The organism is Streptomyces poriticola (genome assembly GCF_036689765.1).
GTDB classification, from domain to species: Bacteria; Actinomycetota; Actinomycetes; order Streptomycetales; family Streptomycetaceae; genus Streptomyces; species Streptomyces poriticola.
Window position 1 is genome coordinate 1 of record NZ_JBAGKH010000023.1, and the last position, 24,228, is coordinate 24,228.

The 24,228-nt window shown below is 69.9% G+C and carries 20 protein-coding genes, 4 tRNA genes, 1 other RNA gene and 1 pseudogene; 13 read left to right on the forward strand and 13 right to left on the reverse strand.

What is annotated here, in order from left to right; translation table 11 throughout:
* The first annotated feature begins 18 nt into the window (after positions 1-18).
* On the forward strand, positions 19-543 hold the full coding sequence (locus V5O46_RS23680; RefSeq protein ID WP_332886698.1) for a DUF6879 family protein: 525 nt from the start codon (positions 19-21) through the stop codon (positions 541-543).
* Positions 544-567: 24 nt separating this feature from the next.
* Positions 568-1,389: a helix-turn-helix domain-containing protein gene (locus V5O46_RS23685; protein WP_332886699.1), complete on the forward strand. Its 822-nt coding sequence runs from the start codon at positions 568-570 to the stop codon at positions 1,387-1,389.
* 18 nt (positions 1,390-1,407) lie between these two features.
* On the opposite strand, the gene V5O46_RS23690 is transcribed toward V5O46_RS23685, so the two are convergent.
* The 3 genes from V5O46_RS23690 to V5O46_RS23700 all read right to left on the reverse strand — a co-directional run bounded on the left by V5O46_RS23690 (position 1,408) and on the right by V5O46_RS23700 (position 3,562).
* Positions 1,408-2,541, reverse strand: a complete 1,134-nt coding sequence (locus tag V5O46_RS23690) for a tyrosine-type recombinase/integrase (RefSeq protein WP_332886700.1) — start codon at positions 2,539-2,541, stop codon at positions 1,408-1,410.
* A gap of 320 nt (positions 2,542-2,861) precedes the next feature.
* Positions 2,862-3,287, reverse strand: a complete 426-nt coding sequence (locus V5O46_RS23695) for a PIN domain-containing protein (protein ID WP_332886701.1) — start codon at positions 3,285-3,287, stop codon at positions 2,862-2,864.
* On the reverse strand, positions 3,284-3,562 hold the full coding sequence (locus V5O46_RS23700; protein ID WP_039634366.1) for a ribbon-helix-helix domain-containing protein: 279 nt from the start codon (positions 3,560-3,562) through the stop codon (positions 3,284-3,286). Before V5O46_RS23700 ends, V5O46_RS23695 begins: the two co-directional genes overlap by 4 nt.
* Positions 3,563-3,796: 234 nt before the next feature.
* On the opposite strand from V5O46_RS23700, the gene V5O46_RS23705 reads away from it, so the two are divergent.
* Together V5O46_RS23705 and V5O46_RS23710 are read left to right on the forward strand one after the other, a co-directional pair.
* Positions 3,797-4,516: a hypothetical protein gene (locus V5O46_RS23705; RefSeq protein ID WP_332886702.1), complete on the forward strand. Its 720-nt coding sequence runs from the start codon at positions 3,797-3,799 to the stop codon at positions 4,514-4,516.
* Complete coding sequence (locus V5O46_RS23710) at positions 4,513-4,773, forward strand: DNA-binding protein (RefSeq protein ID WP_332886703.1); 261 nt, start codon at positions 4,513-4,515, stop codon at positions 4,771-4,773. The genes V5O46_RS23705 and V5O46_RS23710 overlap by 4 nt, the downstream gene beginning before the upstream one ends.
* A 613-nt stretch (positions 4,774-5,386) precedes the next feature.
* Here V5O46_RS23710 and V5O46_RS23715 read toward each other — a convergent pair.
* The gene (locus V5O46_RS23715; protein WP_332886704.1) at positions 5,387-5,899 is read right to left on the reverse strand and encodes a RipA family octameric membrane protein; all 513 of its coding nucleotides are present in this window, start codon (positions 5,897-5,899) and stop codon (positions 5,387-5,389) included.
* Positions 5,900-6,092: 193 nt separating this feature from the next.
* Between V5O46_RS23715 and V5O46_RS23720 the strand changes: the two genes are divergently transcribed.
* The 3 genes and pseudogenes from V5O46_RS23720 (at position 6,093) to V5O46_RS23730 (ending at position 9,843) form a co-directional block, all read left to right on the forward strand.
* On the forward strand, positions 6,093-7,160 hold the full coding sequence (locus V5O46_RS23720) for a hypothetical protein (protein ID WP_332886705.1): 1,068 nt from the start codon (positions 6,093-6,095) through the stop codon (positions 7,158-7,160).
* A 469-nt stretch (positions 7,161-7,629) separates the two neighbouring features.
* The gene (locus V5O46_RS23725) at positions 7,630-8,310 is read left to right on the forward strand and encodes a hypothetical protein (protein ID WP_332886706.1); all 681 of its coding nucleotides are present in this window, start codon (positions 7,630-7,632) and stop codon (positions 8,308-8,310) included.
* Positions 8,311-8,636: 326 nt separating this feature from the next.
* Positions 8,637-9,843: pseudogene (locus V5O46_RS23730) on the forward strand (tyrosine-type recombinase/integrase).
* 64 nt (positions 9,844-9,907) lie between these two features.
* Here the strand turns inward: V5O46_RS23730 and V5O46_RS23735 are convergent.
* Positions 9,908-9,995: transfer RNA gene (locus V5O46_RS23735), tRNA-Ser, on the reverse strand.
* Between the two features lie 73 nt (positions 9,996-10,068).
* On the opposite strand from V5O46_RS23735, the gene ffs reads away from it, so the two are divergent.
* From ffs to V5O46_RS23765, 6 genes are all read left to right on the forward strand, one after another.
* Positions 10,069-10,163, forward strand: an RNA gene (gene ffs, locus V5O46_RS23740) — signal recognition particle sRNA small type.
* 57 nt (positions 10,164-10,220) lie between these two features.
* Positions 10,221-12,608 (forward strand): DNA polymerase III subunit gamma and tau, encoded by a 2,388-nt coding sequence (locus V5O46_RS23745; protein WP_332886707.1) that lies wholly within the window; start codon positions 10,221-10,223, stop codon positions 12,606-12,608.
* A 124-nt stretch (positions 12,609-12,732) separates the two neighbouring features.
* Entirely contained in the window at positions 12,733-13,986 is a 1,254-nt protein-coding gene (gene purD / locus V5O46_RS23750; protein WP_332886708.1) for a phosphoribosylamine--glycine ligase, read from the forward strand.
* A 311-nt stretch (positions 13,987-14,297) separates the two neighbouring features.
* Positions 14,298-16,451 carry a hypothetical protein gene (locus V5O46_RS23755; protein ID WP_332886709.1) on the forward strand — a complete coding sequence of 718 codons (2,154 nt, stop codon included), beginning with the start codon at positions 14,298-14,300 and terminating at the stop codon, positions 16,449-16,451.
* A 219-nt stretch (positions 16,452-16,670) separates the two neighbouring features.
* Positions 16,671-18,200, forward strand: coding sequence for a N,N-dimethylformamidase beta subunit family domain-containing protein (locus V5O46_RS23760; protein WP_332886710.1), 1,530 nt, complete (start codon positions 16,671-16,673; stop codon positions 18,198-18,200).
* A gap of 98 nt (positions 18,201-18,298) precedes the next feature.
* Entirely contained in the window at positions 18,299-19,198 is a 900-nt protein-coding gene (locus V5O46_RS23765; RefSeq protein ID WP_332886711.1) for a phosphoribosylaminoimidazolesuccinocarboxamide synthase, read from the forward strand.
* Between the two features lie 40 nt (positions 19,199-19,238).
* Here V5O46_RS23765 and V5O46_RS23770 read toward each other — a convergent pair.
* The 8 genes from V5O46_RS23770 to V5O46_RS23805 all read right to left on the reverse strand — a co-directional run bounded on the left by V5O46_RS23770 (position 19,239) and on the right by V5O46_RS23805 (position 23,989).
* Positions 19,239-19,314: transfer RNA gene (locus V5O46_RS23770), tRNA-Gly, on the reverse strand.
* Positions 19,315-19,337: 23 nt separating this feature from the next.
* Positions 19,338-19,952 (reverse strand): response regulator transcription factor, encoded by a 615-nt coding sequence (locus V5O46_RS23775; protein ID WP_332886712.1) that lies wholly within the window; start codon positions 19,950-19,952, stop codon positions 19,338-19,340.
* A 34-nt stretch (positions 19,953-19,986) separates the two neighbouring features.
* Positions 19,987-21,225: a sensor histidine kinase gene (locus V5O46_RS23780; RefSeq protein WP_332886713.1), complete on the reverse strand. Its 1,239-nt coding sequence runs from the start codon at positions 21,223-21,225 to the stop codon at positions 19,987-19,989.
* Between the two features lie 30 nt (positions 21,226-21,255).
* Positions 21,256-22,089 (reverse strand): ABC transporter permease, encoded by an 834-nt coding sequence (locus tag V5O46_RS23785; RefSeq protein WP_408649040.1) that lies wholly within the window; start codon positions 22,087-22,089, stop codon positions 21,256-21,258.
* Positions 22,086-23,117: an ABC transporter ATP-binding protein gene (locus tag V5O46_RS23790; RefSeq protein ID WP_332886714.1), complete on the reverse strand. Its 1,032-nt coding sequence runs from the start codon at positions 23,115-23,117 to the stop codon at positions 22,086-22,088. The genes V5O46_RS23785 and V5O46_RS23790 overlap by 4 nt, the downstream gene beginning before the upstream one ends.
* Positions 23,118-23,249: 132 nt before the next feature.
* Positions 23,250-23,322, reverse strand: a tRNA-Gly gene (locus V5O46_RS23795).
* 94 nt (positions 23,323-23,416) lie between these two features.
* Positions 23,417-23,488 (reverse strand) — tRNA-Gly (locus V5O46_RS23800).
* 183 nt (positions 23,489-23,671) lie between these two features.
* On the reverse strand, positions 23,672-23,989 hold the full coding sequence (locus V5O46_RS23805) for a histone-like nucleoid-structuring protein Lsr2 (protein WP_332886715.1): 318 nt from the start codon (positions 23,987-23,989) through the stop codon (positions 23,672-23,674).
* Between the last annotated feature and the right edge of the window lie 239 nt (positions 23,990-24,228).

Here is a 24,228-nt window from a genome sequence, read left to right on the forward strand (position 1 = left end):
AGATCAGGAAGGCGTGTGATGAAGCCGAGCAGTGTTCCGCCGTTCAGTGAACTGATCCGCGACTGCCACCACTCCGCCGTGCACCTGGAGTTGCGCGACTCCTACGGCGTGGCCGCCGAGGCTGACGACTTCGCGGAGTGGAAGGCAGCCGGGCGGATCACGCCTGAGTCCGTGAAACGTCGCCGCCCCCGGCTCGACCTCGTACGGGAAGCCGTCGGCCGTGGCGTCGTCATGCGCCGCGCTCGTGTCGTCTCCGTGCCGGTCAGTGAGTACATCCGGTACGAGCACGCGGGTACGTATCTCAACGTGGAGGCTGGCGAGCTGGTGCGCTGGCTTCCCCGTCGAGAGGCCGCCACGCTGGCTCTGCCCGGCGCTGACTTCTGGCTCCTCGACGGTCGGCTGATCCGCTTCGGCCACTTCGCCGGGGACGGCGCGTCGGCAGGGCACGAACTCAACTCCGACCCGGACATGATCAAGCTCTGTGCCTCGGCGTTTGAGGCCGTATGGGAACGTGCCACACCTCACGAGGAGTTCACGGTCTGACCCGCGCCAACACGTAGCCAGCTCATGCCTCAGTACCAGTCATCCAGCGTCGAGAACGCCCGCAACGCCGTAGCCGCGCGGTTGCGCGAAACCCGCCTGGACGCCGTGCTGAAAGGGCATGAGCTGGCCGCGCGTTGTGGCTGGCACAAGTCCAAGGTCTCCCGCATCGAGAACGCGCGCACGCCGCCCACCGACGCGGACATCCGCGAGTGGTGCACCGCGTGCGACGCCAACGACCAGGCCGCCGACATCATCGCCGCGAGTCGTACGGCCGCCTCGACGTATATGGAGTGGAAGCGACTCCAGCGCACCGGCCTGCGTCGTCTCCAGGAGTCCCGTATACCGCTGTACGAGCGGACCAAACTGCACAGGGGCTACGCCTCGCACGTCGTGCCCGGCCTCTTCCAGACGCCCACCTACGCCGCCGCTCCGCTCTCCACGATCCGCCACTTTCACCGTGCGCCCGACGACATCACCGAGGCGGTAGACGCGCGCATGGCTCGTGCCCGCGTGCTGCACGAGACCGGCCACCGCTTCACGCTCCTGGTTGAGGAGTCGGTGTTGCGTTACCAGGTGGGCGACGCCGAAGCGATGGCAGGGCAGTCGGGACACTTGCTGTCGGTCATGTCGCTACCCGCCGTCTCGCTCGGCGTGATCCCCTTCTCCGCCCGCGAACGTGGCATGTGGACCCTGGAGGGCTTCAACATCTTCGATGACCAACGGGTCCATGTGGAACTCCTGACGGCCCGTCCCGTGTGCCGTAGGGCCCACCATCGAGACGTTCCACACCCGCCCTCTGCTGTGAGCGCTGACCGGCTCGTGGCGTGCACGCCGGCGTGCGCTTAGCCGCTGGTCAGCGCTGGGTCAGTAGCGGACGCCCAGGGCGTGCACCGCGTCTACTGCCCGGCGGCTGGCCATGTCCGCGCCGTAGGGTCGGAGCATCGCGGGAGACTTCCAGCCGCGCACGGCCATGATGTGCTCGCCCGAGACTCCCGCCGCTTTGAGGTCGTCGGCCCAGGTGTGACAGAAGGAGTGGGGCGAGACGTGCGCCGGGTCGTATCCCGCTGCCGTGGCGATCTTCTTCACGAGCCGGTGAAGACCCTGGTAGCCCAGCTCTCCACGGTTGCGTGTCCCGAGCCACAGCCGCTCGACATGATCCGGAGAGTTCGGGTTGGCCATGCGGTGCGTCGCTCGTACGCGGAGGTACCTGGAGAGAGCCTTGACCGTCTTGGGCTGGAGCGGGATCACGCGGCCGTCCAGAGAGTTCCTGTCCATCTTGATCGGGACGACGACCAGGGTGCCGTTCGGAAGATCCAGGTCGTTGGTTCGAAGGTTCAGAAGCTCGTCCGAGCGCAGGCCCTCCGTGAGCACGCGCAGGATCGCGTGGTTCCGTACGGTCTCGAAGTCTCGGACCTTGGGTGAGCCGTTGCCCGTGGCTGCCAGGCAGTCAGTGATGAAGTCCTCGGACAGGGTCTTTGGCTTGCCCATCGGAGGCGTGGCGTAGCGCTGGAGCTTGAGGTCTGTGAAGGGGTTCGGGTGGTCGTACTCCTCGGCCAGGTAGAGGAAGAGCGCGCGGAGGTTGCGTTGCGTCGTGGTCCCGCCTGTGTACCCGCCTTTCCCGTCCTGGGACTTCGGGATGTCATGGGTGGTGTAGTACCAGCGGAAGTAGCGGTTCAGCGTGGCGGTGTCCACGTCGGTGAACGAGGAGACTTCCACACCCACCGCGTTGATCTGCGGAGATCGGGTCAGCCAGCGGTGAAGCTGGGTTGCCGCGTACTTGTACGCGTTGATCGTGCGCCGCTGGAACGGTCGGCCGTGCTTGTTGGTCGTCGTGCTGAGGTGTAGCTCAAGCTCAGCGATCGTTGCGAGACGTACGTCCTCAGCGCTCCTGAGAGCACGTACGGGAGTGGAAGAGAGCGTGCGCGTGCTCTGTGTCGGCGTCGTGCTCTCACCGCTTCTGACGCGCTGCTGTGCGCGCAGTGGGTTACGTGCTGCCACGGTGTGGGACTCCCTCTCGTGAGGGAGCTAGACAAGCCCGAGTTACCGAAGCGTCTTGCCTAGCTCCGTCCGGATGCGGAGCCGCAGTGAGAAGCAAAGGACCCCTGAGCCGTGTTGTCACAGCTCAGGGGCACTATGGCGGAGGATACGAGATTCGAACTCGTGAGGGGTTGCCCCCAACACGCTTTCCAAATGTTCGTCTGGGGATTTGGAGAGGAACGGGGGCGTCCTGACCTGCGGCGGAGAGGGGCATCGGGAGGGCGGCGGACGGTGCTGGACGGGGATGAATGAGACCAGAACTGAGACCAGGGCCCGCCGGGTCATACCTTCTTGACGACGATGGTGTCCGGGAGGAGCTTCTCCAGGTCGTCTATGTCCGAGGTGAAGACTGTGACCTGCCCTTTCTGCTGGCGTGCGATGACAGCGAGCACGGCATCGATCGCGTACTTGTGACCGTGCAGCTTGGCGTCAGCCAGGAGACGCCGGGCCTGGCGGGCCTCGTCCTTTCCGATATCGGCGACCTTGAGCCGGGAGAGCACCCAGTCCCAGCGCTGCTCGGTGGTCCTGCCGTCGTATGCCTCGACCAGCGTCATGGGAGACGTCACCACTTCGGCCTCACCCCCGGCCGCGAGGTCGAGCCAGGCGATCATCCTGCGGTCGCCGCGCACGGCCAGGGACAGGGCCTCGCAGTCGAGTACGAAGACGCGCAGTGGCCGCTGCCTGTGCTCACCAGCGCGCTTCTTCACGCGGCCTCTCCGGCATCGTGTCCGCCGGCGGTGCGACGGCGCTCGTGCTCGGCGTCGAGATCGTCCAGTTCCGCGAGGGCTGCCGCGCGCTCGTCTTCGGTGACCGGCCCGTGTTCCTCCTGCAGCCAGTCGACCAGCTCCAGCAGCCGGTCCCGATCGCGCTTGAATCGCAGTGCTTCAGCTACATACGCCGAAAGTCCCCGCTCAGCCGCGTCGGCTCGGATCTCGTCGAGGAGATCTTCGGGGATCGTCACCGTGACTTTTTTCGTCGCCATACTAGAGACCATACTCCTGGTGTAAGCACCCATACCAGGGGTGCTGAACAGTCAGGCCCAGGATGCAGATGGATGACCCCGGAGTCTTCCCCGGTGTTGATCGCTGGGACACACCGGTTCACTCGGTCACTCCGTGTTGTTCACTCCCGCCAGCGCATGCATCGGCTGGTGCGGATAGTCGTCCTTCGACGCGGTGAGCCTCCTGCCGTTGGTGGAGCCACAAGAGGAGGGGCCGTGTCCCTGCTGCCTTCGGCAGACGTCTTCAGATCGATCGAGCTAAAGGTTTCGCAGTTGCTCGGTGGGCAGTTGGTGTGCCCACATGCGCCCGGGGAGAGGTGTTCGGTGGGTGAACACCTCACGCTCTCGGAGGCGAAGGATGCGGCGGCGCGAGATGCCATTGACGTTGCTCTTCGGGACGCGCTGTGGCGATGCGTAGGCCGCGACGCCCGTAGTGACCTGCCGAACTTGGCTCAGCGCAGCCAGTTGCTCGCGCTGTATTTCGTCATCCCCTACCTCCGGAAGTCGGCCGGGAGAGTGTCGCGGAGGCTCTGCGTCGACGTCGCCGAGGTGAGGTCGGCCATGGTGTTCGGTGCGTTGTACGGTCTGGCGCTGGCCACCGAAGGCGACGATGTCCGTGACGAGGTTGTCCGCTCCGCCAACGCGGCCGGCTGGGCGGTGGAACGGGCTGATCCGGCCGAGCGCACGACGGATCCGCACAGCCTTGTCGACCGCGCGAGCCGATGTGATGACGGCTACTCGCCCATCCGCAACGAGTCGGACATCCAGGTGGTCGACGAGATGGACCCTTTGTTGTGGGGGCGCATCAGCGGCGAACGCACGGGCGCTACCTTGCACCGCCTCGGGCTCTTGGGCGACTTCCTCGCCTTGGGCTCGGAGCAGGCGCCCGAGGGGGAGTCCGGCGAACTCGACGGACCGCAGAAGGAGGCTGAGTGAGCCCAAGCGCAAGGCGACTGTCGCAGTGGCTGACCGAGCCAATGCCCCTGCGCAAGGTGGCAGATCTCCTCGGGGTCGACCCATCGAAGGCAGCCGGGCTGGTGAGAGCGAACCGCTTTCCCTGCCATGTCACGAAGTTGAAGGGAAAATACGTGGCCCTTCCCGCCGATGTGATGGTGGCCCTGGGGATCGATGATCCGATCGTACGGACGGGCGACCTGCTGGCCGGTGCTGAGTTCGCGAGGCGATGGGACTGAGGGGCGGTCGCCGGAGGCTGAGTGCAAGGTCAGAGGGTCGGGCCGCGCAAACGGCTCGACCCTCTGAGGCGGCCTACGACATGGAAGGCGCTGGTAGGGCGGACGTGGATGGTCAGTGCACTACCTGGCTGCGGGTTGCTTCTGGAGGCCACGTCCTACGGTGTGGGGCGAGCCTCACCTGAGGCTGATCTTGGCCGTCGGCCTTCGGCGTGCAAGTCGGCGAACGAACGCTTGGACGGCGCCCCACCATCGTCGGCGGAGGCGCGTCGTCATGCCGTACAGAATGACGTATATGTCGGAAATAAATGAGACCGCAACTGAGACCAAGGCATGCCGAGAAACCCCGGTCGCCGAAGCGGTCCGGGGTTCTCGTTTCGCCTGGTCAGGCGACTGCGGAGGATACGAGATTCGAATTCGTGAGGGGTTGCCCCCAACACGCTTTCCAACTGTGGTGGTGGGGTGTTGGGCGTCGTTCGGGGGCGTTCACCTGGATTCATGGGCCGCTGACAGCTGCGCCAGGCTTGGCCTTGAGTCTCCCCTGAACGGCCGTGAACGCAGATGAATGAGACGGAAACTGAGACGGCCCGCCTACGGCCGTTGTCAGTAGCCGTGCTTAAGACCACAACAACGCTCCGAAACCGAGGACGTAGGCTGAGCCGAAGATCAGCGGAACCCACATTTCGATCAGGCTCAGGGGCACGTAAAGCCGCCAGTCCGCGCCCTCGCCGAGCGACCGCCACTCCGCCCGGGAGAGGGCCATGGCCGGCAGCCGCTCCTCCAGCGATGCGATGACCCGGTACTTAGCGCTGTTTAACTGGCGGTACGACCGCACAGTGATCCACCAGGCGGCGCACTGGGCCAGCACCACGAGCAACCCCGCCGTCACGGCCCACCGGGGCGCTGCGGACAGGCCGCTACCTCCAGACACGGCGAACGCGGCGATCAGGCCGCTGTTCACCGTCAGGAAGAAGGTGTTCGCCGCGTTACGCCGGGCACTGATCCGGTCCGACATTTCGGCACACAGCTTGTACTGCTCCAACACGGCAGCGCGGTAGTGCTGGCCCTCGGCGTCATACGAGGAGGGGGTGATGGCGGCGTTCCACAGGTTGTCTCCGGTACCCGTCACCGGTCCATTGTGGTCCCGCGGGCGCATCCGGCGAGGCGGAGGAGAAGGAATACGCCAAGCTACGGATCACATGTGGACGGCTGTGCACGGGTATGGACCATTGCCCCTTCCAGCGCTTCACCCCGCAAGCCGGTGCATGTCAGGATGCGCCATGATCCGAGTCATGTTGTGTGGCGCCGCGGACACACGTCGAGTGCAGGACGAGTTCGTCCGGACCGTCACAGCTTTCGGCGGCGTTTCCTGGCACTTCCTCGACGGAACCGTGAATTACATCAACTCCGCCTCGTCCGATTGGGAGGAGAACTCTCGAGCCACGGTTCAAGAGGCGGACGTCTGTGTGTTCGTCATCGTCGAGGAGATCGGACGCATCACCTGGGAGACCGAGGTGACCGCGGCACTGCTGGGCGGCAAGCCGTTCCTGGTGCTCTGTCTGAACTCGACCTACCAGCAGTACCTCGTCCTGGACGCCGAGTTCCGCCCTCCCGCCGATCTCGATTCTCTCTCGGAGAAAAACAGACAACTGGTCAGGACCCTGCGTGAGATCGAGCAGGAGAGGCGACTGACGGCCGTCCCCTTCGATTACGGGAGGTTCGGAGAGGTCCTGCGGCGAGAACTGTCCAAACTCTTCGACATCGCTTTGGGACAGATGGAAGAACGCAATCGGAGGAAATCGATCCGCCCCTTGCTGACCGATCCCGCGCGACTCACCACGGCCGATCTGAGGGCGGCCCAGACCATCGCCGTCGACGAGTGGGAGGACAAGCAGGCTAGGAAGGAAGCACTGCGTGCCCTGGCCGCCCGTCGGGCGCTGGACGAGGAGGCATTGCACTCCCTTCTGGGTGCCGAGCAGGGTGTGCAGCGGATGACGGTGGAGTTGCTGGCCGACCTGTACCCCGTTCGGCCACCCAGCCAGGAGTTTCTGGAGCATGTCGTGGCCGTGGCCAATGCCTCTGACGACGTGGGCATCGCCCGACGCCTCATTCCCGTTCTGCCGGCCATGGATCTGCCGAGAGGGATCGAAGCCCTGGCTCTGCTTGACATGGATGACACGGGCACCAAGCGCAGGCTGGCCACGACTCTGGAGACGTACGAAGACGCCATTGCCCGCGAGAGACTCCAGAGTGCGGTCGCGGCACTGCTGGAGCGGTGTCTGTCGCAGGTGTCCGAGTCGGACTGGAAGACCCGCTGCCGCGCATACCTCGCCCGCTTGGGCTTCGAGCTCGCACCCGTCGATCACGACGAGCGAGCACCAAGGCGTTGACACCGCTTATAGCCGTCTAGGCCGTGTTTTAGCACAGCAGTGGCACGAACGTCAGCCGACGACAGCCAGCCAAGATGGCGGGTGCGCCAGGCCGACTGCGCGCGCGTGTGCCTCGCTGCACCCTCACCGGCCTCAGCCACGCTATTGGCTTGCGCCGTCGACCAGGGCAACCCGAGACGGCCGACCCCGTGACGACCGGAGCGCGAGCCATCAGCTTGGGAATCACCGCGCTTCTGGGCATAGGTGGCGGCCTGACCAGCAGCAACGGCTGGTGGGATGGGCGTTGGGCGCTTACTGGCACCCGCTGTTGACCGTGGCTTACCGACCTGTCGGGCACGCATCGGGCACGACCACCACCGCAGGGACTCCGCAGGCTGCCGGGCCCGCCCTGCGGCTCAGGGTGCGACGAAGGGGCACGCGACTTGCGTCCCGTCCTAGTCGACCGGCAGGACAAGAAGAGCAATTCAGTGTGCAGCCGGATGACGATCAAGTTGAGTACGTAAGGAAATCGTGGCGCCGGTACGCCGGGGCCGTCGATGCGATGGTGATCGCCGAAGAGGCAGAGGACTTTCAGGCGGTAGGTATCCGCTGCCGTGAGACACTGCTGGCTCTCGTCCCCGAGAACATGGATGAACCCTGGGTGCTCGTGAGTGGCGAACGGCCGCAGGCGGCGAACGCCAAGGCTTGGTTCGGGATCTTCGCGACCAGCCTTACGGCAAACAGTAAACCTCGCGCCTACCTCAAGGTCCTTGGAGAGAAGACGTGGGATCTCTCCGTCTGGCTCCAGCACTACGTGGATGCGTCGGAAGTAGACGCCGAGATCACCCTCGGTGCCACACGTGAATTCCTCAGGCTTTTCACCTTGCTGCGTGTCCGGCATGGCCACGTCGATGGGAAGCGTTGCCCTAGGTGCGATTCTTATCAGGTCGTAAAAGAGAGTGGTGAGCTCGTAGAGCAGGCAGGTCGATTCGGCACATTCCTGCATGATGAATGCGTGGCGTGCGGATGGAAATCTGCGGAGGAGTTCGACGAGTGGCCGCTTGAACGACTGCAGCGACTGATCGACTATAAAAGCGGCAAGTCGAGCCCGCCCAGAAAGTCGATGGAAGACCTTGAGGTGAGCGACTCGGGGGATTCGCCGCAAGAGTGAGGTTGGCGGGAGCGGCTTTGGGCGGGAGCTGCCATGGGGCGAGAGATCATGGCCCCGTAAGCTTCCGGCGAGTCGGGCAGTCTGTGGACCTGCCCGGTAAAGCACGACGTTGGGGCCATGATCTTCGAGGCTCGCCCCATGGTGGCTGCCTAAAGCCGTGGAGCCGACCGGCCCCAGCCACAGCGGGCTACCGTCCACTGCGTTAGGTGTGCTCGCTCCAGCCGCGCGGCCGGCGGAGCCGGGGCCCGGAGCGGGGCGGAGACAGGAGCGTTGGGGCCCGGCGCTGGAGCCGGGGCCGCACGCGGGGAGCGGAGCGGGCCTCCTCGATCTACTTTGGCAAGGACGGCAAGTGGCACGGACGAGTGACGGTCGGCGTCCGTGATGACGGCAAGCCGGACCGCCGCCATATCGAGCGCAAGACCAAGGCCGAGGTGACCAGGGCCGTCCGCGAGATGGAGCGCGCACGGGACGAGAAGAAGCTCAGGAAGCCGGGCCAGAGCTGGACCGTCCAGGCCTGGCTTGAGCACTGGGTCGAGAACATTGCCAAGCCGTACGTCTCCGAGAACACATACGACGGCTATGAGGTCGACGTACGCGTGCACCTCGTGCCCGGCCTGGGCGCTCACAAGCTCGACAAGCTGGAGCCCGAGCACTTGGAGCGCTTCTACCGGAAGATGCAGGACTCCGGGAGCTCCGCCGGCACCGCCCACCACGCTCACCGGACGATCCGGGTCGCCCTCGGTGAGGCCAAGCGGCGTGGTCACGTCGCCACCAACGTGGCCGAGATCGCCAAGGCTCCGCGCCTCGAAGAAGAGGACATTGAGCCGTTCACGATCGAGGAGGTTCAGAGCCTCCTCGTCGAGGCCGCCAAGCTCCGCAACAGCGCTCGCTGGGTCGTCGCCCTGGCGCTCGGCCTCCGCCAGGGGGAGGCGCTCGGACTCCACTGGGAAGACGTCGACCTGGACGCGGGGTACGTCCGGATCCGCAAGAACCGCCTCCGTCCCAAGTACGCACACGGCTGCGGAGACAACCCGTGCGGCCGGAAGGCCGGCTACTGCCCCCAGAAACAGCAGACCCGCCGAGAGCACAAGTCCACCAAGTCACGGGCCGGGCGGCGCACGATCGGCCTGCCCGACCCTTTGATCAAGCTCCTGCGTCAGCACCAGGAGGAGCAGGAGAAAGAGCGCGCTGAGGCCGGTACCGACTGGGAGGACAAGGGATACGTCTTCGCCTCGCCGACCGGCGGCCCTCTCAGCCCGAACACCGACTTTCCACATCTGGAAGCGTCTGCTTCGGGACGCGGGCGTACGAGACGGCCGTCTTCATGACGCTCGCCACACCGCCGCGACCGTCCTTCTTATCCTCGGCGTCCCGGACGTCGTGGTCGACGCGATCATGGGATGGGAGCCCGGGGGAGCGGCACGCATGCGGGCCCGGTACATGCACGTGACAGGGACGCTGCTGCGGAAGGTGGCGCAGCAAGTCGGAGACGCCCTCTGGGAGCCGCCCGGAGACGACGGAAAAGCCGACTGAGACGGAAACTGAGACGGACGAACGCCAGAGGCCCGGACCATGATCGTGGTCCGGGCCTCTGAGCTGGCGGAGGATACGAGATTCGAACTCGTGAGGGGTTGCCCCCAACACGCTTTCCAAGCGTGCGCCCTAGGCCTCTAGGCGAATCCTCCGCCGGAAACATTACATGACGGCGGGGAGTGCTCGCGAACTCGTTCCGACCCCCTCGGATCAGGTACTCTGTGCGGAGCCCCTCACGCGGCGCTATCTGACTGAACTCCCCCAGGGCCGGAAGGCAGCAAGGGTAGGTCGGCTCTGGCGGGTGCGTGGGGGGCGTCTGTGTTCGCGGGCTCCGAGGGGCGGGCCTGTTGTCAGTGGGCGCCTATAACCTCGTAGACGTGTCGTCTCTTGCGCTGTACCGCCGCTACCGCCCGGAGTCCTTCGCCGAGGTCATCGGGCAGGAGCATGTCACCGACCCGCTGCAGCAGGCGCTGCGGAACAACCGGGTCAATCACGCGTACCTGTTCAGCGGTCCGCGCGGATGCGGCAAGACGACCAGCGCGCGGATCCTGGCGCGCTGTCTGAACTGTGAGCAAGGTCCCACCCCGACGCCCTGCGGCGAGTGCCGGTCGTGCCAGGACCTGTCGCGGAACGGGCCCGGGTCCATCGACGTCATCGAGATCGATGCCGCTTCGCACGGTGGTGTGGACGACGCCCGTGAGCTGCGCGAGAAGGCCTTCTTCGGGCCAGCCTCCAGCCGGTACAAGATCTACATCATCGACGAGGCCCACATGGTCACGCCGGCCGGCTTCAACGCCCTGCTCAAGGTCGTCGAGGAGCCGCCCGAGCATCTGAAGTTCGTCTTCGCCACCACGGAGCCCGAAAAGGTCATCGGGACCATCCGGTCGCGGACCCACCACTATCCCTTCCGCCTCGTCCCGCCGGGCACCCTGCGCGACTACCTCGCCGAGGTGTGCCAGAAGGAGCAGATCCCCGTCGAGGACGGCGTACTGCCGCTGGTGGTGCGGGCCGGTGCGGGCTCCGTGCGTGACTCCATGTCCGTCATGGACCAGCTGCTGGCCGGCGCCGGGGACGACGGTGTGACCTATGCCATGGCCACCGCGCTGCTCGGCTACACGGACGGGTCGCTGCTCGACTCCGTGGTGGAGGCGTTCGCCTCCGGCGACGGTGCCGCGGCCTTCGAGGTCGTGGACCGGGTGATCGAGGGGGGTAACGACCCGCGCCGCTTCGTCGCCGACCTGCTGGAGCGACTGCGCGATCTGGTCATCCTCGCCGCCGTCCCGGACGCCGCCGAGAAGGGGCTCCTCGACGCCCCGGCGGATGTCGTGGAGCGGATGCAGGCCCAGGCGCGGACCTTCGGCGCCGCCGAGCTGAGCCGCGCCGCCGATCTCGTCAACGAGGGGCTGACGGAGATGCGGGGTGCCAACTCGCCCCGCCTCCAGCTGGAGCTGATCTGCGCCCGCGTCCTGCTCCCCGCCGCCTACGGCGACGAGCGGTCCGTCATGGCCCGGCTGGACCGGATCGAGCGCGGTGTGAGTTTCTCCTCGGGGGCGGGGCAGCCCTCAATGGGGTACGTCCCCGGGGCGGGGGCGGATGTCCATGCGGGGCAGGCGGGGCAGCCCGGGCATCATGCGGCTCCCGTCGGCCAGGGCGGTACCGCCGCTCCGGTGCCGCCCGGCGGCGGGCCCGCCGCGGCCCGTGCGGCGGTACGGGTCTCGGGGGGTGCGGCTCAGGAAGGGGGTTCCGGAAGGGCTTCTGAAGGGGCTGGTCAGGAGGAAGGTGCGTCCGGGGTGCCGCAGCCGTCCGGTGGCCTGGGTTCCACCGGTTCCGGCGGCCCGTCAGGCCAGTCCGGTCCGTCAGGCCAGTCCGGTCCTTCCGGTCCTTCCGGTCCTTCCGGTCCTTCCGGTCCCTCTGGTTCATCTGCTTCGCCCGGTTCTGCCGGTGGAGGGGCTGCCGCCGGGTCCGCGCCGGGTGCCTGGCCCACCGCCGCCTCCGCGGGCGGTGGGCGGCGGCCCGGCGGATGGCCCACGGCGGCAGCCGCCGGCGGTGGACCAGCGCCCTCGGCCCCGGCGTCCGCCTCGACACCCGCCCCGGTCTCCGGCGGACCGGTCTCCGGCGGACCGGCCACCGCCGCGCCCGCGTCCGGCGCCGCTCCCGCGCCGGCCCCCAGCGGCGGTCTCGACCCCCGTACGCTCTGGCCGAACATCCTGGAGGCCGTCAAGAACCGCCGCCGGTTCACCTGGATCCTGCTCAGCCAGAACGCCCAGGTGGCCGGCTTCGACGGCACATCCCTCCAGCTCGGATTCGTCAACGCCGGTGCCCGGGACAACTTCCTGAGCAGCGGCAGCGAGGACGTGCTGCGGCAGGCCCTGGCCGAGCAGTTCAACGTCCAGTGGAAGATCGAGGCGGTCGTCGACCCCTCCGGCGGCTCGGCACCCCCACCGCCGCCCGGTCCCTCCGGCGGGTTCGGCGGCGGTGGGCCCGCTCCGCGTCCGTCGGCGCCGCCCCCTGCCTCCCCCGCGCCCACGCCGTCCGCACCACCGCCGGTGGCGCAGGCACCCGCCCCGTCGTCCGCACCCGAGCCCGCCCCGGCACCGGCACGGGGCCCGCGGTCCTCGGCGCCCGAGCCACCGCCTCCGGTCTCCATCGAGGACGACATCCCCGAGGACGACGACCCCGACCTCGACGAGTCGGCCCTCTCGGGACAGGAGCTCCTCGTCCGTGAGCTGGGAGCCACAGTGGTGGAGGAGATCGCCAACGAGTAGGGCCGTACACCGGGGGACAGGGCGTGTGCGAGCGTGCGCCTTGGGTGAAAGCACAAGTGCGCCGCTCTCGCTCCTTCGGCGGCCCGCACAAAGGACACCCGTCCGTTCCCGTTAGGCTGACCCCGTGAAGGTCCTCGTCATCGGCAGCGGCGCCCGCGAACACGCCCTGTGCCGCTCCCTGTCCCTCGACCCCGACGTCACCGCGCTGCACTGCGCCCCCGGCAACGCCGGCATCGCCGAGGTCGCCGAGCTGCACCAGGTCGACGCGCTCGACGGCGCAGCCGTCACCGCGCTGGCCACGGAGCTCGGCGTCGGTCTGGTGGTCGTCGGCCCGGAGGCGCCCCTCGTCGCCGGGGTGGCCGACGCCGTGCGCGAGGCGGGCATCCCGGTCTTCGGCCCGTCCGGGGAGGCCGCCCGGCTCGAGGGGTCCAAGGCCTTCGCCAAGGACGTCATGGCCGCGGCCGGCGTACCCACCGCACGCTCGTACGTCTGTACGACGCCGGAGGAGGCCGACGCGGCCCTCGGCGCCTTCGGCCCCCCGTACGTCGTCAAGGACGACGGTCTCGCCGCCGGCAAGGGTGTCGTCGTGACTTCCGACCTCGATGCCGCCAAGGCACATGCTGCGGCGTGCGAGCAGGTCGTCATCGAGGAGTACCTCGACGGCCCCGAGGTCTCCCTCTTCGCCGTCACCGACGGCGACACCGTCCGCCCGCTCCAGCCCGCCCAGGACTTCAAGCGGGCGCTCGACGGCGACGAGGGCCCCAACACCGGTGGCATGGGCGCGTACTCCCCGCTGCCGTGGGCCGACCCGAAACTCGTCGACGAGGTCGTCGAGACCGTCCTGCAGCCGACCGTCGACGAGATGCGCCGCCGCGGCACCCCCTTCTCCGGGCTGCTCTACGCCGGTCTGGCGATCACCTCCCGCGGCGTCCGCGTGATCGAGTTCAACGCCCGGTTCGGCGACCCCGAGACCCAGGTGGTGCTGGCCCGGCTGCAGACCCCGTTGGCGGGTCTGCTGATGGCCGCCGCCACCGGCAACCTCGCCGACCTGGAGCCGCTGCGCTGGAGCGACGACGCGGCGGTCACCGTGGTCGTCGCCTCGCACAACTACCCCGGCACCCCGCGCACCGGCGACCCCGTCACCGGTCTCGACGAGGTGGCCGCCCAGGACGCGCCGCACGCCTACGTCCTGCATGCCGGCACCCGGCACGAGGGCGACGCGGTGGTCAGCGCGGGCGGTCGCGTCCTGTCGGTCACTGCCACCGGCGCGAACCTCACCGAGGCCCGCGACCGCGCCTACCGGGCCGTCGCCCGCATCGGCCTCGACGGCTCCCAGCACCGTACGGACATCGCGGCGAAGGCAGCGGCCGGCGCCTAGGGGCGCAGGCGCCTCCCCGCCGGCCCCGCCGCTCCTTCCGGCCGAATCCCGCCCAACGTTTCAGGCCCCGGCTCCGTCTCAGGACCGGGGCCTGATCATCGCTGTCCGTCATCCACCTTTCCCCAAAGCCATTCCATCGGGTGACCGATGCCCTATACGGCTGACGGGCACGTGGGCCCCAACTAGGGTGCGGCGCAAGCGTTCCGGCACTTGGCCCACCGGCATTGCGATGTCAGTGGCGGGTGCCACAGTGGGGGAGTGACCACCACCAAGCAGCGTCAGCCCAGGCAGGGAGGGGGTGTGGCCCGGTCATGACCGGTACGGGTGTCGAGGAGCGGGGTGCGCAGGCCGCGCGCTCCCGGGCGCTGGCCGTGCTGCGCATCCGCAGCCGGGCCCTGGCCGTCGCCCTGCTGCCCGCTGCGGGCGCGGTGATCCTGCTCGCGGGCGGCGCCACCGGCCGGCTGACGGGCGCGGGCTGGGACGCCGCCCGCTGGACCGTCTCGGTGCTTGCGCTTCTCGTACTGCTGGCCGCCGGCGCCTTCGCCCTCGTCGTGGCCCGTGCCCGTCCCGCCGTCAGCCCGACGGTCCCGATCGCCGAGGAGTCGGCCCCGGATCTCTACCGGATGGTGCGCGACCTCGCCGACCGCCTCGACGTCCCCGCGCCCTCCGCCATAGCGCTCACCCCGGACTGCGACAGCTGGCTGGAGGACCGCACCCATCCGGCCCACGGCCCTCCGCCGCCGGAGGACCACGACGACATCGCGGGCCTGGGCCGTCAGCCGCGGCGCGGTTCCCCCGCCGCACCCGTCCTCGTCATCGGCTCGCCCTTCCTGTGGTGGATGCGCGTCGGCGAGCTGCGCGCCGTCCTCGCCCCGGTCGTCGCCGGTACGGGACCGTCGGCGCACCCCGACATAGCCGCGGCCCGGCGCTTCGTGCGCGGTCTGGACGCGGCCGTGGCCGTGGCAGGCGACCACCCCAGGCGCCTGCCGGCCCGGCTCGTCTACGCGGGCGTCGGCCGGGTGGCCAGGCTGCTGCTGCACAGCTGCCGGGTGCACGCCGCCGAGCTGGAGCGCGGCGTCGCGGCAGCGGCCGCGGAGCGTGCACAGGCTGTGGACTACGGGCTGCGGATCGTCGCCCAGGAGCAGGTGGGTCTTGCGTACGCGGGCTGGGACCGCCTGCTGACCCGGGTGGCACTGCCCGCCTGGCGGATCGGCCGCTGGCCCTCCCGGTTGGACGCGGGCGTCGTCGCGGCGCTCACCGAACTGTCCCGGCGCGACCGGCTGGCCGAGGGCTTCGCCTCACGGCTCGGCGAGCGTCCCGCATGCGACCTGCTGGAGGAGCCCGGCGCGGTGGACGAGGCCGCCTCCCTCCTCGCCGCCCGCCTCTTCCACGGCGGACCCGCCGAACACGGGCCTGACTGGGCGCCGGTCGGGTGGCACGAGTACCCCGAGGAGGTCGTCGACCGCACCTGGCGCACCGACGCCGCCCGGCTGCACCGCGTCCTGGACACCCTGGGTGTCCGCCGCACCACCGCGACCGCGATGGCCCCGGGGCCGGACACCGCCCCCGTGGCCGACGGTCCCGGGACCGAGGGCCCCACCCTGGCTCGCGTCCTCGACCACCTCACCGACCCCGATCCGTCCCACGATCGCCACGACCTCGATCCACCCCACGACCTCGATCCACCCCACGATCGCCACGACCCCGGCTCCTCCCACGAGAGCCGCGACCGCCGGCACCCCCGGGCCCACGACTCCTGCACCGACCAGCGCGTCCAAGACTCCCGTCGCGACTGCGGAGACCGCGGCGACCGGGACTCCAGCGGCGATCGCGACGCCCGTGACGAGGGTGTCGCCGGTGGCGACCTTCATCCTCGTGACGACCGTCACCCCCGCAATGCCCGCGACCCCCACCACCTGCCCGACGAGGGCCACCCGGGCGTCGCGGGCCCGCCGAACGCCGCAGGCGACAAGGGCCCCCCGGACGACGAGGACGACCTCTCCGCAGCCACCACCCCCCGCGGTGCCGCCCTCGCCGCCGGCCTCAGCGCCGAGCTCGCGCGCGAGGAGGCCGGCGGCCAGGCCTCCTTCGTACCCGGTGCTGCGGTCCCCGGCCCCTCCGGACCGGGAGCCGGCCACGCCGGTTCGCCCGCGCCGCCCTCTCCCGACACCGTCCTCTGGGACGACCGCGCGCTCCCCCTCTTCCCGCCGCAGCCCCCGCGCAGCGGCCGCGAGCTGCTCGCCGACCACATCACCGCGATGGTGTGCTGCGCCGCGATGGACACCGCCGGCGCTGCCCCCGGCCTGGACTGGCTCGACGGCCCGTCGCTCCTGATCGGAGGCGAGCGTGCGGCCGACCTGACCCCCCGGGTGCTCAGCCTGGTCGAGACCGGCGACCCGGCGCCGCTCCGCGCCTGGCTGACCGACCAGGGCATACGCCCGGAGAAACCGGTACGCCTCGTCTGACCGGACAGTCCCGATCCCGGTCGATCCGACCCACTGATCCGGATTATTCAGTTCCACTTTCGGCCAGTTCGCGACGAACAGTGACCGCGCGCGTGCGAAATGTGATGTGCTGGGACCGATCGCGCACGGGGCATGCGCGCACGTCATACGCAGGACCCGGCGCAGGACCACGGGGCACGCGGGACGCGACCACGGGGGTACGAGGGAGGGGAATGACCCATGGGGTCGGAGCAGGTCCGCCGCTGGGAGTCGGGCGCACTGGCGCACGCCGTGACCGACCCCTTCGGTCAGGGCCCCGTGCCGTGGCTGCGCGGAGGAGAGACGTACTTCGAGGACGGCCAGGTCATCCCCTGGTACGTGGACCGGGATGCGGATAGGGGCACGGGCGCGGGCGCGGAGAGGGCCGAGGCCGCGGACAGGGCCGAGGCCGCCAGAGCCCCGGGCCGCCGCCGCTCCGGCGGCGGCCCCCGCGCCGCGGACGACGTCCACCGCCAGATCAAGGGCTTCACCTCCCAGGGGGCCGTCGCCCCGGGCGAGGCGATCGACTTCCACGTCACGGTGGACCCGCCGCAGGAGTTCGCCGTCGACGTCTATCGCATCGGCCACTACGGCGGCGACGGAGCCGCCAAGATCACCACCAGTCCCCGGCTCTCCGGCATCGTCCAGCCGCCGCCGCTCACCGCCGACCGCACGGTCTCGTGTCATCACTGGTGGCTGTCCTGGCGGTTACCGATCCCGTCGTACTGGCGGATCGGCGCCTACGTCGCCGTGCTCACCACCGCCGACGGCTACCGCTCCCACGTGCCCTTCACGGTCCGCTCCAGGGACCCGGCCGATCTGCTGCTGGTGCTGCCCGACATCACCTGGCAGGCGTACAACCTCTACCCGGAGGACGGCCGCACCGGTGCCAGCCTCTACCACGCCTGGGACGAGAACGGCCGGCTGCTGGGCGAGGCCGACGCCGCCACCACGGTCTGCTTCGACCGCCCGTTCGCCGGTGCCGGGCTGCCGCTGCACGTCGGCCACGCCTACGACGTCATCCGCTTCGCCGAGCGCTACGGCTACGACCTCGCCTACGCCGACGCCCGCGATCTGCACGCCGGGCGCATCGACCCCACCCGCTACCGGGGCATGCTCTTCCCCGGCCATGACGAGTACTGGTCCGCCGCCATGTGCCGCACCACCGAACTCGCCCGCGAGCAGGGCACGTCCCTGGTCTTCCTCTCCGCCAACACCATGTACTGGCAGGTGGAGCTGTCCTCCTCCCCGTCCGGGGCCTCCGACCGCCTGCTGACCTGCCGTAAGCGCCGGGGCCCGGGCCGGCCGGTGCTGTGGCGGGAGGTGGACCGCGCCGAGCAGCAACTGCTCGGCATCCAGTACGCGGGCCGCGTCCCCGAACCGCACCCGCTGATCGTCCGCAACGCCGGGCACTGGCTGTGGGAGGCCACGGGCGCTCACGAGGGCGACGAGATCGAGGGGCTGGTCGCCGGCGAGGCGGACCGCTACTTCCCGCGCACCCCGCTCCCCGAGCACGAGGAGCGGACACTGCTCGCCCACTCCCCGTACACCGACGCGGACGGGGCCCGGCGGCACCAGGAGACGTCGCTGTACCGTGCGCCGTCCGGCGCCTGGGTCTTCGCGTCCGGGACGTTCGCCTGGTCACCGGCCCTGGACCGCCCGGGCCACGTGGACCCGCGTATCCAGCGGGCCACGGCAAACCTCCTGGACCACATCTGCAAACGCGACTGACCGAGCCCGCCAGACCCCTTCGCCCCCACCCCGCCCCCCAGATCGGTCCCCGCATACGGGAGAATCGACCCACTCGTACAGAACCACGGGGAGGAACCGTGTCCGGATTCGTCGAAAAGCCCGAGCCGACCCAGGTTCCGGGCCTGGTACATCTGCACACCGGCAAGGTGCGCGAGCTGTACCGGAACGAGGCGGGCGACCTCGTGATGGTCGCCAGCGACCGCATCTCCGCCTACGACTGGGTGCTTCCGACCGAGATCCCGGACAAGGGCCGGGTGCTCACCCAGCTCTCCCTGTGGTGGTTCGAGCAGCTCGCCGACCTGGTTCCGAACCACGTCCTGAGCAGCGAACTGCCGGCCGGCGCCCCCGCCGACTGGGCCGGCCGCGCCCTGGTCTGCAAGGCCCTCGACATGGTCCCGGTCGAGTGCGTGGCCCGCGGCTACCTCACCGGCTCCGGCCTCGCCGAGTACACCGAGACCCGCACGGTCTGCGGTCTCGCCCTGCCCGAGGGCCTCGTCGACGGCAGCGGGCTCCCCGCCCCGATCTTCACCCCGGCCACCAAGGCCGAGGTCGGCGAGCACGACGAGAACGTCTCCTACGAGGAGGTCGCCCGCCAGGTCGGCGCCGAGACCGCCGCCCAGCTGCGCCAGACCACCCTCGCCGTCTACGGCCGCGCCCGCGACATCGCCCGCGACCGCGGCATCATCCTCGCGGACACCAAGTTCGAGTTCGGTTTCGAGGGCGACACCCTGATCCTCGCCGACGAGGTCCTCACCCCCGACTCCTCCCGCTTCTGGCCGGCCGACCAGTGGCAGCCGGGCCGCGCGCAGCCGTCGTACGACAAGCAGTACGTCCGCGACTGGCTCACCTCGCCGGAGTCCGGCTGGGACCGGACGGGCGAGCAGCCCCCGCCGCCGCTGCCGGAGCACGTCGTCGACGCCACCCGTGCCAAGTACCTGGAGGCCTACGAGCGCCTGACGGGCACCACCTGGGCATGAGGCGCCCACGCAAAAGGCCCCCGGAAGCCGGGGGCCTTGCTGGAGCGGACGACGAGGCTCGAACTCGCGACCTCAACCTTGGCAAGGTTGCGCTCTACCAACTGAGCTACGTCCGCGTTGCGCCGTGGCGCGACAGCCACTATACCCAACCGCGCTCGCGCGCGAGACGCACCGCGGTATGACGGTTCTCCGCCCCGAGCTTGGTCACGGCCGACGACAGATAGTTCCGTACCGTCCCCTCGGCGAGCGCGGCCCGCTCCGCGATCTCCGCGACGGGGGCGCCGTCGGCGGCCAGCTCCAGGACCTCGGCCTCCCGCGCGGTGAGCGGAGAGTCCCCGGCGGAGATCGCGTCGGCGGCCAACTCCGGATCGATGTAACGGTTTCCGGCGTGCACGGTCCGGATGAGCTCGGCGAGCCGCTGGGCGCTGACCGTCTTCGGGACGAATCCGCGAACCCCCGCCGCGAGTGCCCGCTTCAGATGTCCGGGCCGCCCGTGACCGGTCACGATCAGCACCCGGCAGCCGGGCAGTTCGGTCCGCAGGGATGTGGCGACCTTCACACCGTCGGCACCGGGCATCTGCAGATCCAGCACCGCCACGTCGGGGGCGTGCGCCCGCGCCATCGCCAGCGCCTCGGGGCCGCTCGCCGCCTCCGCGACGACCACGAGATCGTCCTCCAGGGACAGCAGCGCCGCCAGCGCCCCGCGGATCAGATGCTCGTCGTCGGCGAGCAGCACCCGTACCCTCTCGCTCACCAGAGCACCTCCTGCACCGTCACAGGCAGTCTGCTCACGACACAACCTCCACCACACTCGCCTGCGAAGAGGCCAACGGCACCTCCGCGACCAGCCGGAACGCGTCGGCACCGGCCCGGCCCGCCCGGAGGGTCCCGTCCACCGCCGACAGCCGTTCGCGCAGACCGGCCAGTCCCGTGCCGCCGTGTCCGGCGCCCTCCGCGGCCGAGCCCGCCCCGTCGTTCTCCACCGTCAGTACCACCCGTCCGTCCGCCGCCCCCACCGCCACGGCACACCTCCTCGCGTCCCCGTGCCGCAGCACGTTGGTGGTGGCCTCCCGCACCACCCAGCCGAGCGCCGACTGCACCTCGGCGGGCAGCCCGGCCGCCGCGCCGGTCACCTCGCAGTCGATGCCCGCCGCCGTCAGAACCCCGTGGGCTCCGGCCAGTTCGGCCTCCAGATCGGCCTCCCGGTAGCCCCGTACGACATCGCGCACCTCGCGCTGCGACTCGTGCGCGATGCGCTGCACCTCGATCATCTGCTCCACCGCCTCGGGCCGCCCGCGCCGGGCCAGCTGGACGGCCAGCTCGCTCTTGAGCGCGACCACCGCCAGATTCCGCCCCAGCACGTCGTGCAGATCCCGGCCGAACCGCAGCCGCTCCTCGGCGACGGCGAGCCGGGCCCGGGTCTCACGGGCCTCGTCGAGCTCGTAGACCGCGTTGAGCAGCCAGACGGAGAAGACCGAGGTGAAGGCGAGGAACCCGGCACCGGCCAGTACGGCGCACAGGGCGGCCAGGGCAGCGGGCCACGGCAGCCCCACCGCGAGGACCATGCCCCCGGCGCCCACCGCGAACCCGCCGACCAGCTCGATCACCCGCCGCCGGCTGCCGAGCCCGAGCGTCATGATGCCGGCGCCGAAGCAGAGCACGCCGCCGTAGACCCCGCCTACCGCGGCATGGACGCTCTCCTCGTCCGGTCCGAGCGCTCCGACGCCGAGGGCGCCGACGGCCAGCACCGCGGTGGCGGCACCGAGCACCCACAGCATCCGCACCGGTTGCGGCCGGCGTCCGCGGGTCCAGTCCAGGGCCCGCGAGGCGGTCGTCATGCACAGCGCGGCGTGCGCGACGACCAGCAGCGACAGCATGCCCGCCGGCCTCGTCCCCACCTGGTCGAAGCTGGACAGCCCGATGCTGAGGATCTCGATCACGCCGAAGAAGTGGAACGACCACCGCGTGTACGTCTCGACCTTCTCCGGCGTGTTCTTCCGCCGCCACCAGCCGCCCGGCCTGTGCATCTCCCTGCTCGCCCCGTTCGTTCCGCCGGATCAGTGCCGTGGTTCCCAGCGGAACCACCGCTGCACAGCAAACACGGCGAGCACCGTCCAGGCCAGCCCGGTGGCGAGGGCCCCCAGTGCCTCGTAGGCCGAGAGGCCGCCGGTCCAGCCGCCGCGTACCAGCGTGACGACGGGCGTCAGCGGCAGCAGCTCACAGACGGAGGCCACCCGGTCCGGCAGCAGTTCCAGCGGGACGAACATGCCCGAGCCCAGCATCGAGACGATCATCAGCGGCATCGGGGTGACCTGCGCGCTCTCCGCGGTCCGGGTGAAGCTCGCGGTGACCGCGGCCAGCCCGGCACACAGCAACAGGCCCAACAGCATGCCGAGGACGGCCAGATGGGGTGCGGACGGCGCCGCCATGTCCAGCAGTACGGCGCAGCCCACCGCCAGCAGCACACACTGCGCCAGCCCGACGACCGCGGCGGGCAGCGCCGATCCGGCGAGGATCTCGGCGTCCCTCAGCTCGCCGGTGCGCAGCCGTTTCAGGACGAGCTCCTCGCGCCGGGCGACATAGACGCCGACCAGTGCCGAGTACACGGCGAACAGCAGGGAGAAGCCGACCGCGGCGGGCAGCACCACCGCGCCGACCGACAGTCCGGCCTCGTCGAGGTCCATCTCGGTGGCCGCCGAACGCGCGCTCAGCGGCAGCACCAGCGGCACGAACAGGGCGCCGACCAGGGTGCCCTTGCTGCGCCCGAGCAGGGTCAGTTCGGCGCGGGCCAGTGCCGTCATCCGGCTCACCGGCGTGCCGGCGCCGGTCCTCGCCCCCGCCTGCGCGGTCCTCGCCCCCGCCTTCGTCGCGGTCGGGTCCGTCGCGCTCATGCCACGTACTCCTTCGTCCCCGTCGTGCCGGTGGCCGCCCCCGTGCCGGTGGCCGCCCCGGTATCCGCAGCCGCCCCGGCCGTCCCCGGAGCCGACCCCGCGGCAGCCTGCCGTGCGATCCCCAGGAACGCCTCCTCCAGGGACGCCGACCGCACGTCCAGCCCGCGCAGCTCCACTCCGGCGCTCTCGGCCCACACCAGCAGCCGGGTGGCCGCCCGCTGCAGCTCGCGCGTCTGCAGCCGTACGATCCGCCCTTCGGTCTCGTGGCCGCACACGCCCAGTTCGCCGAGTGGCGGCAGATCGCCGACGAACCAGCCGTCGGGCAGTTCGAAGGTGATCCGGGACGGCTGCGCGGCGGTCACCTCGGCCGGTGTTCCGGCGGCGGCGATACGGCCCTCGTGCAGGATCGCGAGCCGGTCGGCGAGGCTCTCGGCCTCTTCCAGATAGTGGGTGGTCAGCAGCACGGTGGTGCCGCCGTCGCGCAGAGTGCGCACCAACTCCCAGGTGTCCCGGCGGCCTTCGGCGTCCAGCCCGGTGGTCGGCTCGTCCAGAAACAGCACCTCGGGCCGGCCGAGCAGCGCGAGCGCCAGGTCCAGCCGGCGCCGCTCGCCCCCGGACAGCTGCTTGACGCGTACGCCGGTCCTGGCGTCCAGCCCGACCAGGGCCAGCGCCTCACCGGTGGGCCGCGCCCCGCTGACGCAGCCCGCCCACATCCGGGCGGTCTCGGCGACGGTCAGCTCGGAGGGGAAGCCGCCCTCCTGCAGCATCACGCCGGTGCGGGGGCGTACGGCGGCCCGCTCGGTGTACGGGTCGTGGCCGAGGACCCGGATCCGCCCGCCGGCCGGTGCGGCGAGCCCTTCCAGCAGTTCGACGGTGGATGTCTTGCCGGCGCCGTTGGTGCCCAGCAGCGCGAAGATCTCCCCGCGGCGCACGGAGAAGGTGACCCCGCGCACCGCCTCGAACCCGCCCCCGTAGACACGCCGCAGGTCGGTGACCTCGATCACGTGCTCGTGTTCGTTCGCTTCCATGGCTCCAGCATCCCGGCAGCGCGGAGCCGTACGTCGTGCACCCCGTCATCAGCCGGCATGACAAATGTCAGACCGCCGCCCCGGCGGCAGCACGAAAAGACCCCGGCCCATCAGGACCGGGGTCTCATCCCGAGCGGACGACGAGGCTCGAACTCGCGACCTCAACCTTGGCAAGGTTGCGCTCTACCAACTGAGCTACGTCCGCACTGCTGCCGACCGACCGCCTGAGAGATACGGCCATCGATCGGTGCGAGCACCAGCCTACCTGATCCACAAGCGTGGTCGGACCGGTGGTGCAGAGCGGGTGACAGGAATTGCACACTGCGCCTTCCCCCTGGAAGGGGGATGTTCTACTACTGAACTACACCCGCATGCCCTTGCGGACCGGGCCTTCCCGGCCCCGCCCCGCGGCGTGCTCCAGACTCTAGCTGATCACCAGGGGTGCCGCGCAAGTCGGTTGCCGTGAGGGGCGGGTGAGCCGTCGCGGGCGGTCGCGGCCGTTCACTGCGCAGGGGCTGGTTCACCGCGCGGGGCTGTGCAGGGCGGAGGGCTGTTCACTGTGCGGCGGCGAACGCCTCGTACACCTTCTTGGGGATCCGGCCCCGCGCCGGCACGTCCATCCGGTTCGCCTGTGCCCAGGCGCGGACCGCGGCCGGGTCGGGGGCGACCTCGGTCTGCCGGTAGGCCTTGCCTGACCTGGAGCGCTTGCGGCCGGCCTCCACATAGGGCTTCAGGGCCTTGCGGAGGTGCTTGGCATGGGTTTCGTTCAGGTCGATCTCGTACATCCTGCCGTCGAGTCCGAAGGCGATCGTCTCCGCCGCTTCCGAGCCGTCGATGTCGTCGGAGAGAGTGACCACGACACGCTGCGCCACGAATATCGGTCCCTTCGTGCGGCAACTCCGTGATGACGTGCCAGGACGCCCCGGAGATGCCGACTGTTCGCCTGCTATTGGGCAAAGTATCGGCTAATGACATTTCATTTGTACAGCGCCCGGCATTGCAACGGGAAGACCGACTAAATCTCTGCGCGTGTCCACCGTGCAATAGGGTTCCGGGGTTCGATGCGCGATCTTTCCCGATGTTTTTCGTCCGCGTCCCCCGTCGATGCCGA

Excerpts from the sequence above, each read along its gene's own strand:
- V5O46_RS23685 (WP_332886699.1), top strand. The coding sequence starts at position 568 with ATGCCTCAGTACCAGTCATCCAGCGTCGAGAACGCCCGCAACGCCGTA.
- V5O46_RS23755 (WP_332886709.1), top strand. The coding sequence starts at position 14,298 with ATGACCGGTACGGGTGTCGAGGAGCGGGGTGCGCAGGCCGCGCGCTCC.
- V5O46_RS23785 (WP_408649040.1), bottom strand. The coding sequence starts at position 22,089 with ATGAGCGCGACGGACCCGACCGCGACGAAGGCGGGGGCGAGGACCGCG.
- V5O46_RS23700 (WP_039634366.1), bottom strand. The coding sequence starts at position 3,562 with ATGGCGACGAAAAAAGTCACGGTGACGATCCCCGAAGATCTCCTCGAC.
- V5O46_RS23780 (WP_332886713.1), bottom strand. The coding sequence starts at position 21,225 with ATGCACAGGCCGGGCGGCTGGTGGCGGCGGAAGAACACGCCGGAGAAG.
- V5O46_RS23760 (WP_332886710.1), top strand. The coding sequence starts at position 16,671 with ATGGGGTCGGAGCAGGTCCGCCGCTGGGAGTCGGGCGCACTGGCGCAC.
- V5O46_RS23680 (WP_332886698.1), top strand. The coding sequence starts at position 19 with ATGAAGCCGAGCAGTGTTCCGCCGTTCAGTGAACTGATCCGCGACTGC.
- V5O46_RS23790 (WP_332886714.1), bottom strand. The coding sequence starts at position 23,117 with ATGGAAGCGAACGAACACGAGCACGTGATCGAGGTCACCGACCTGCGG.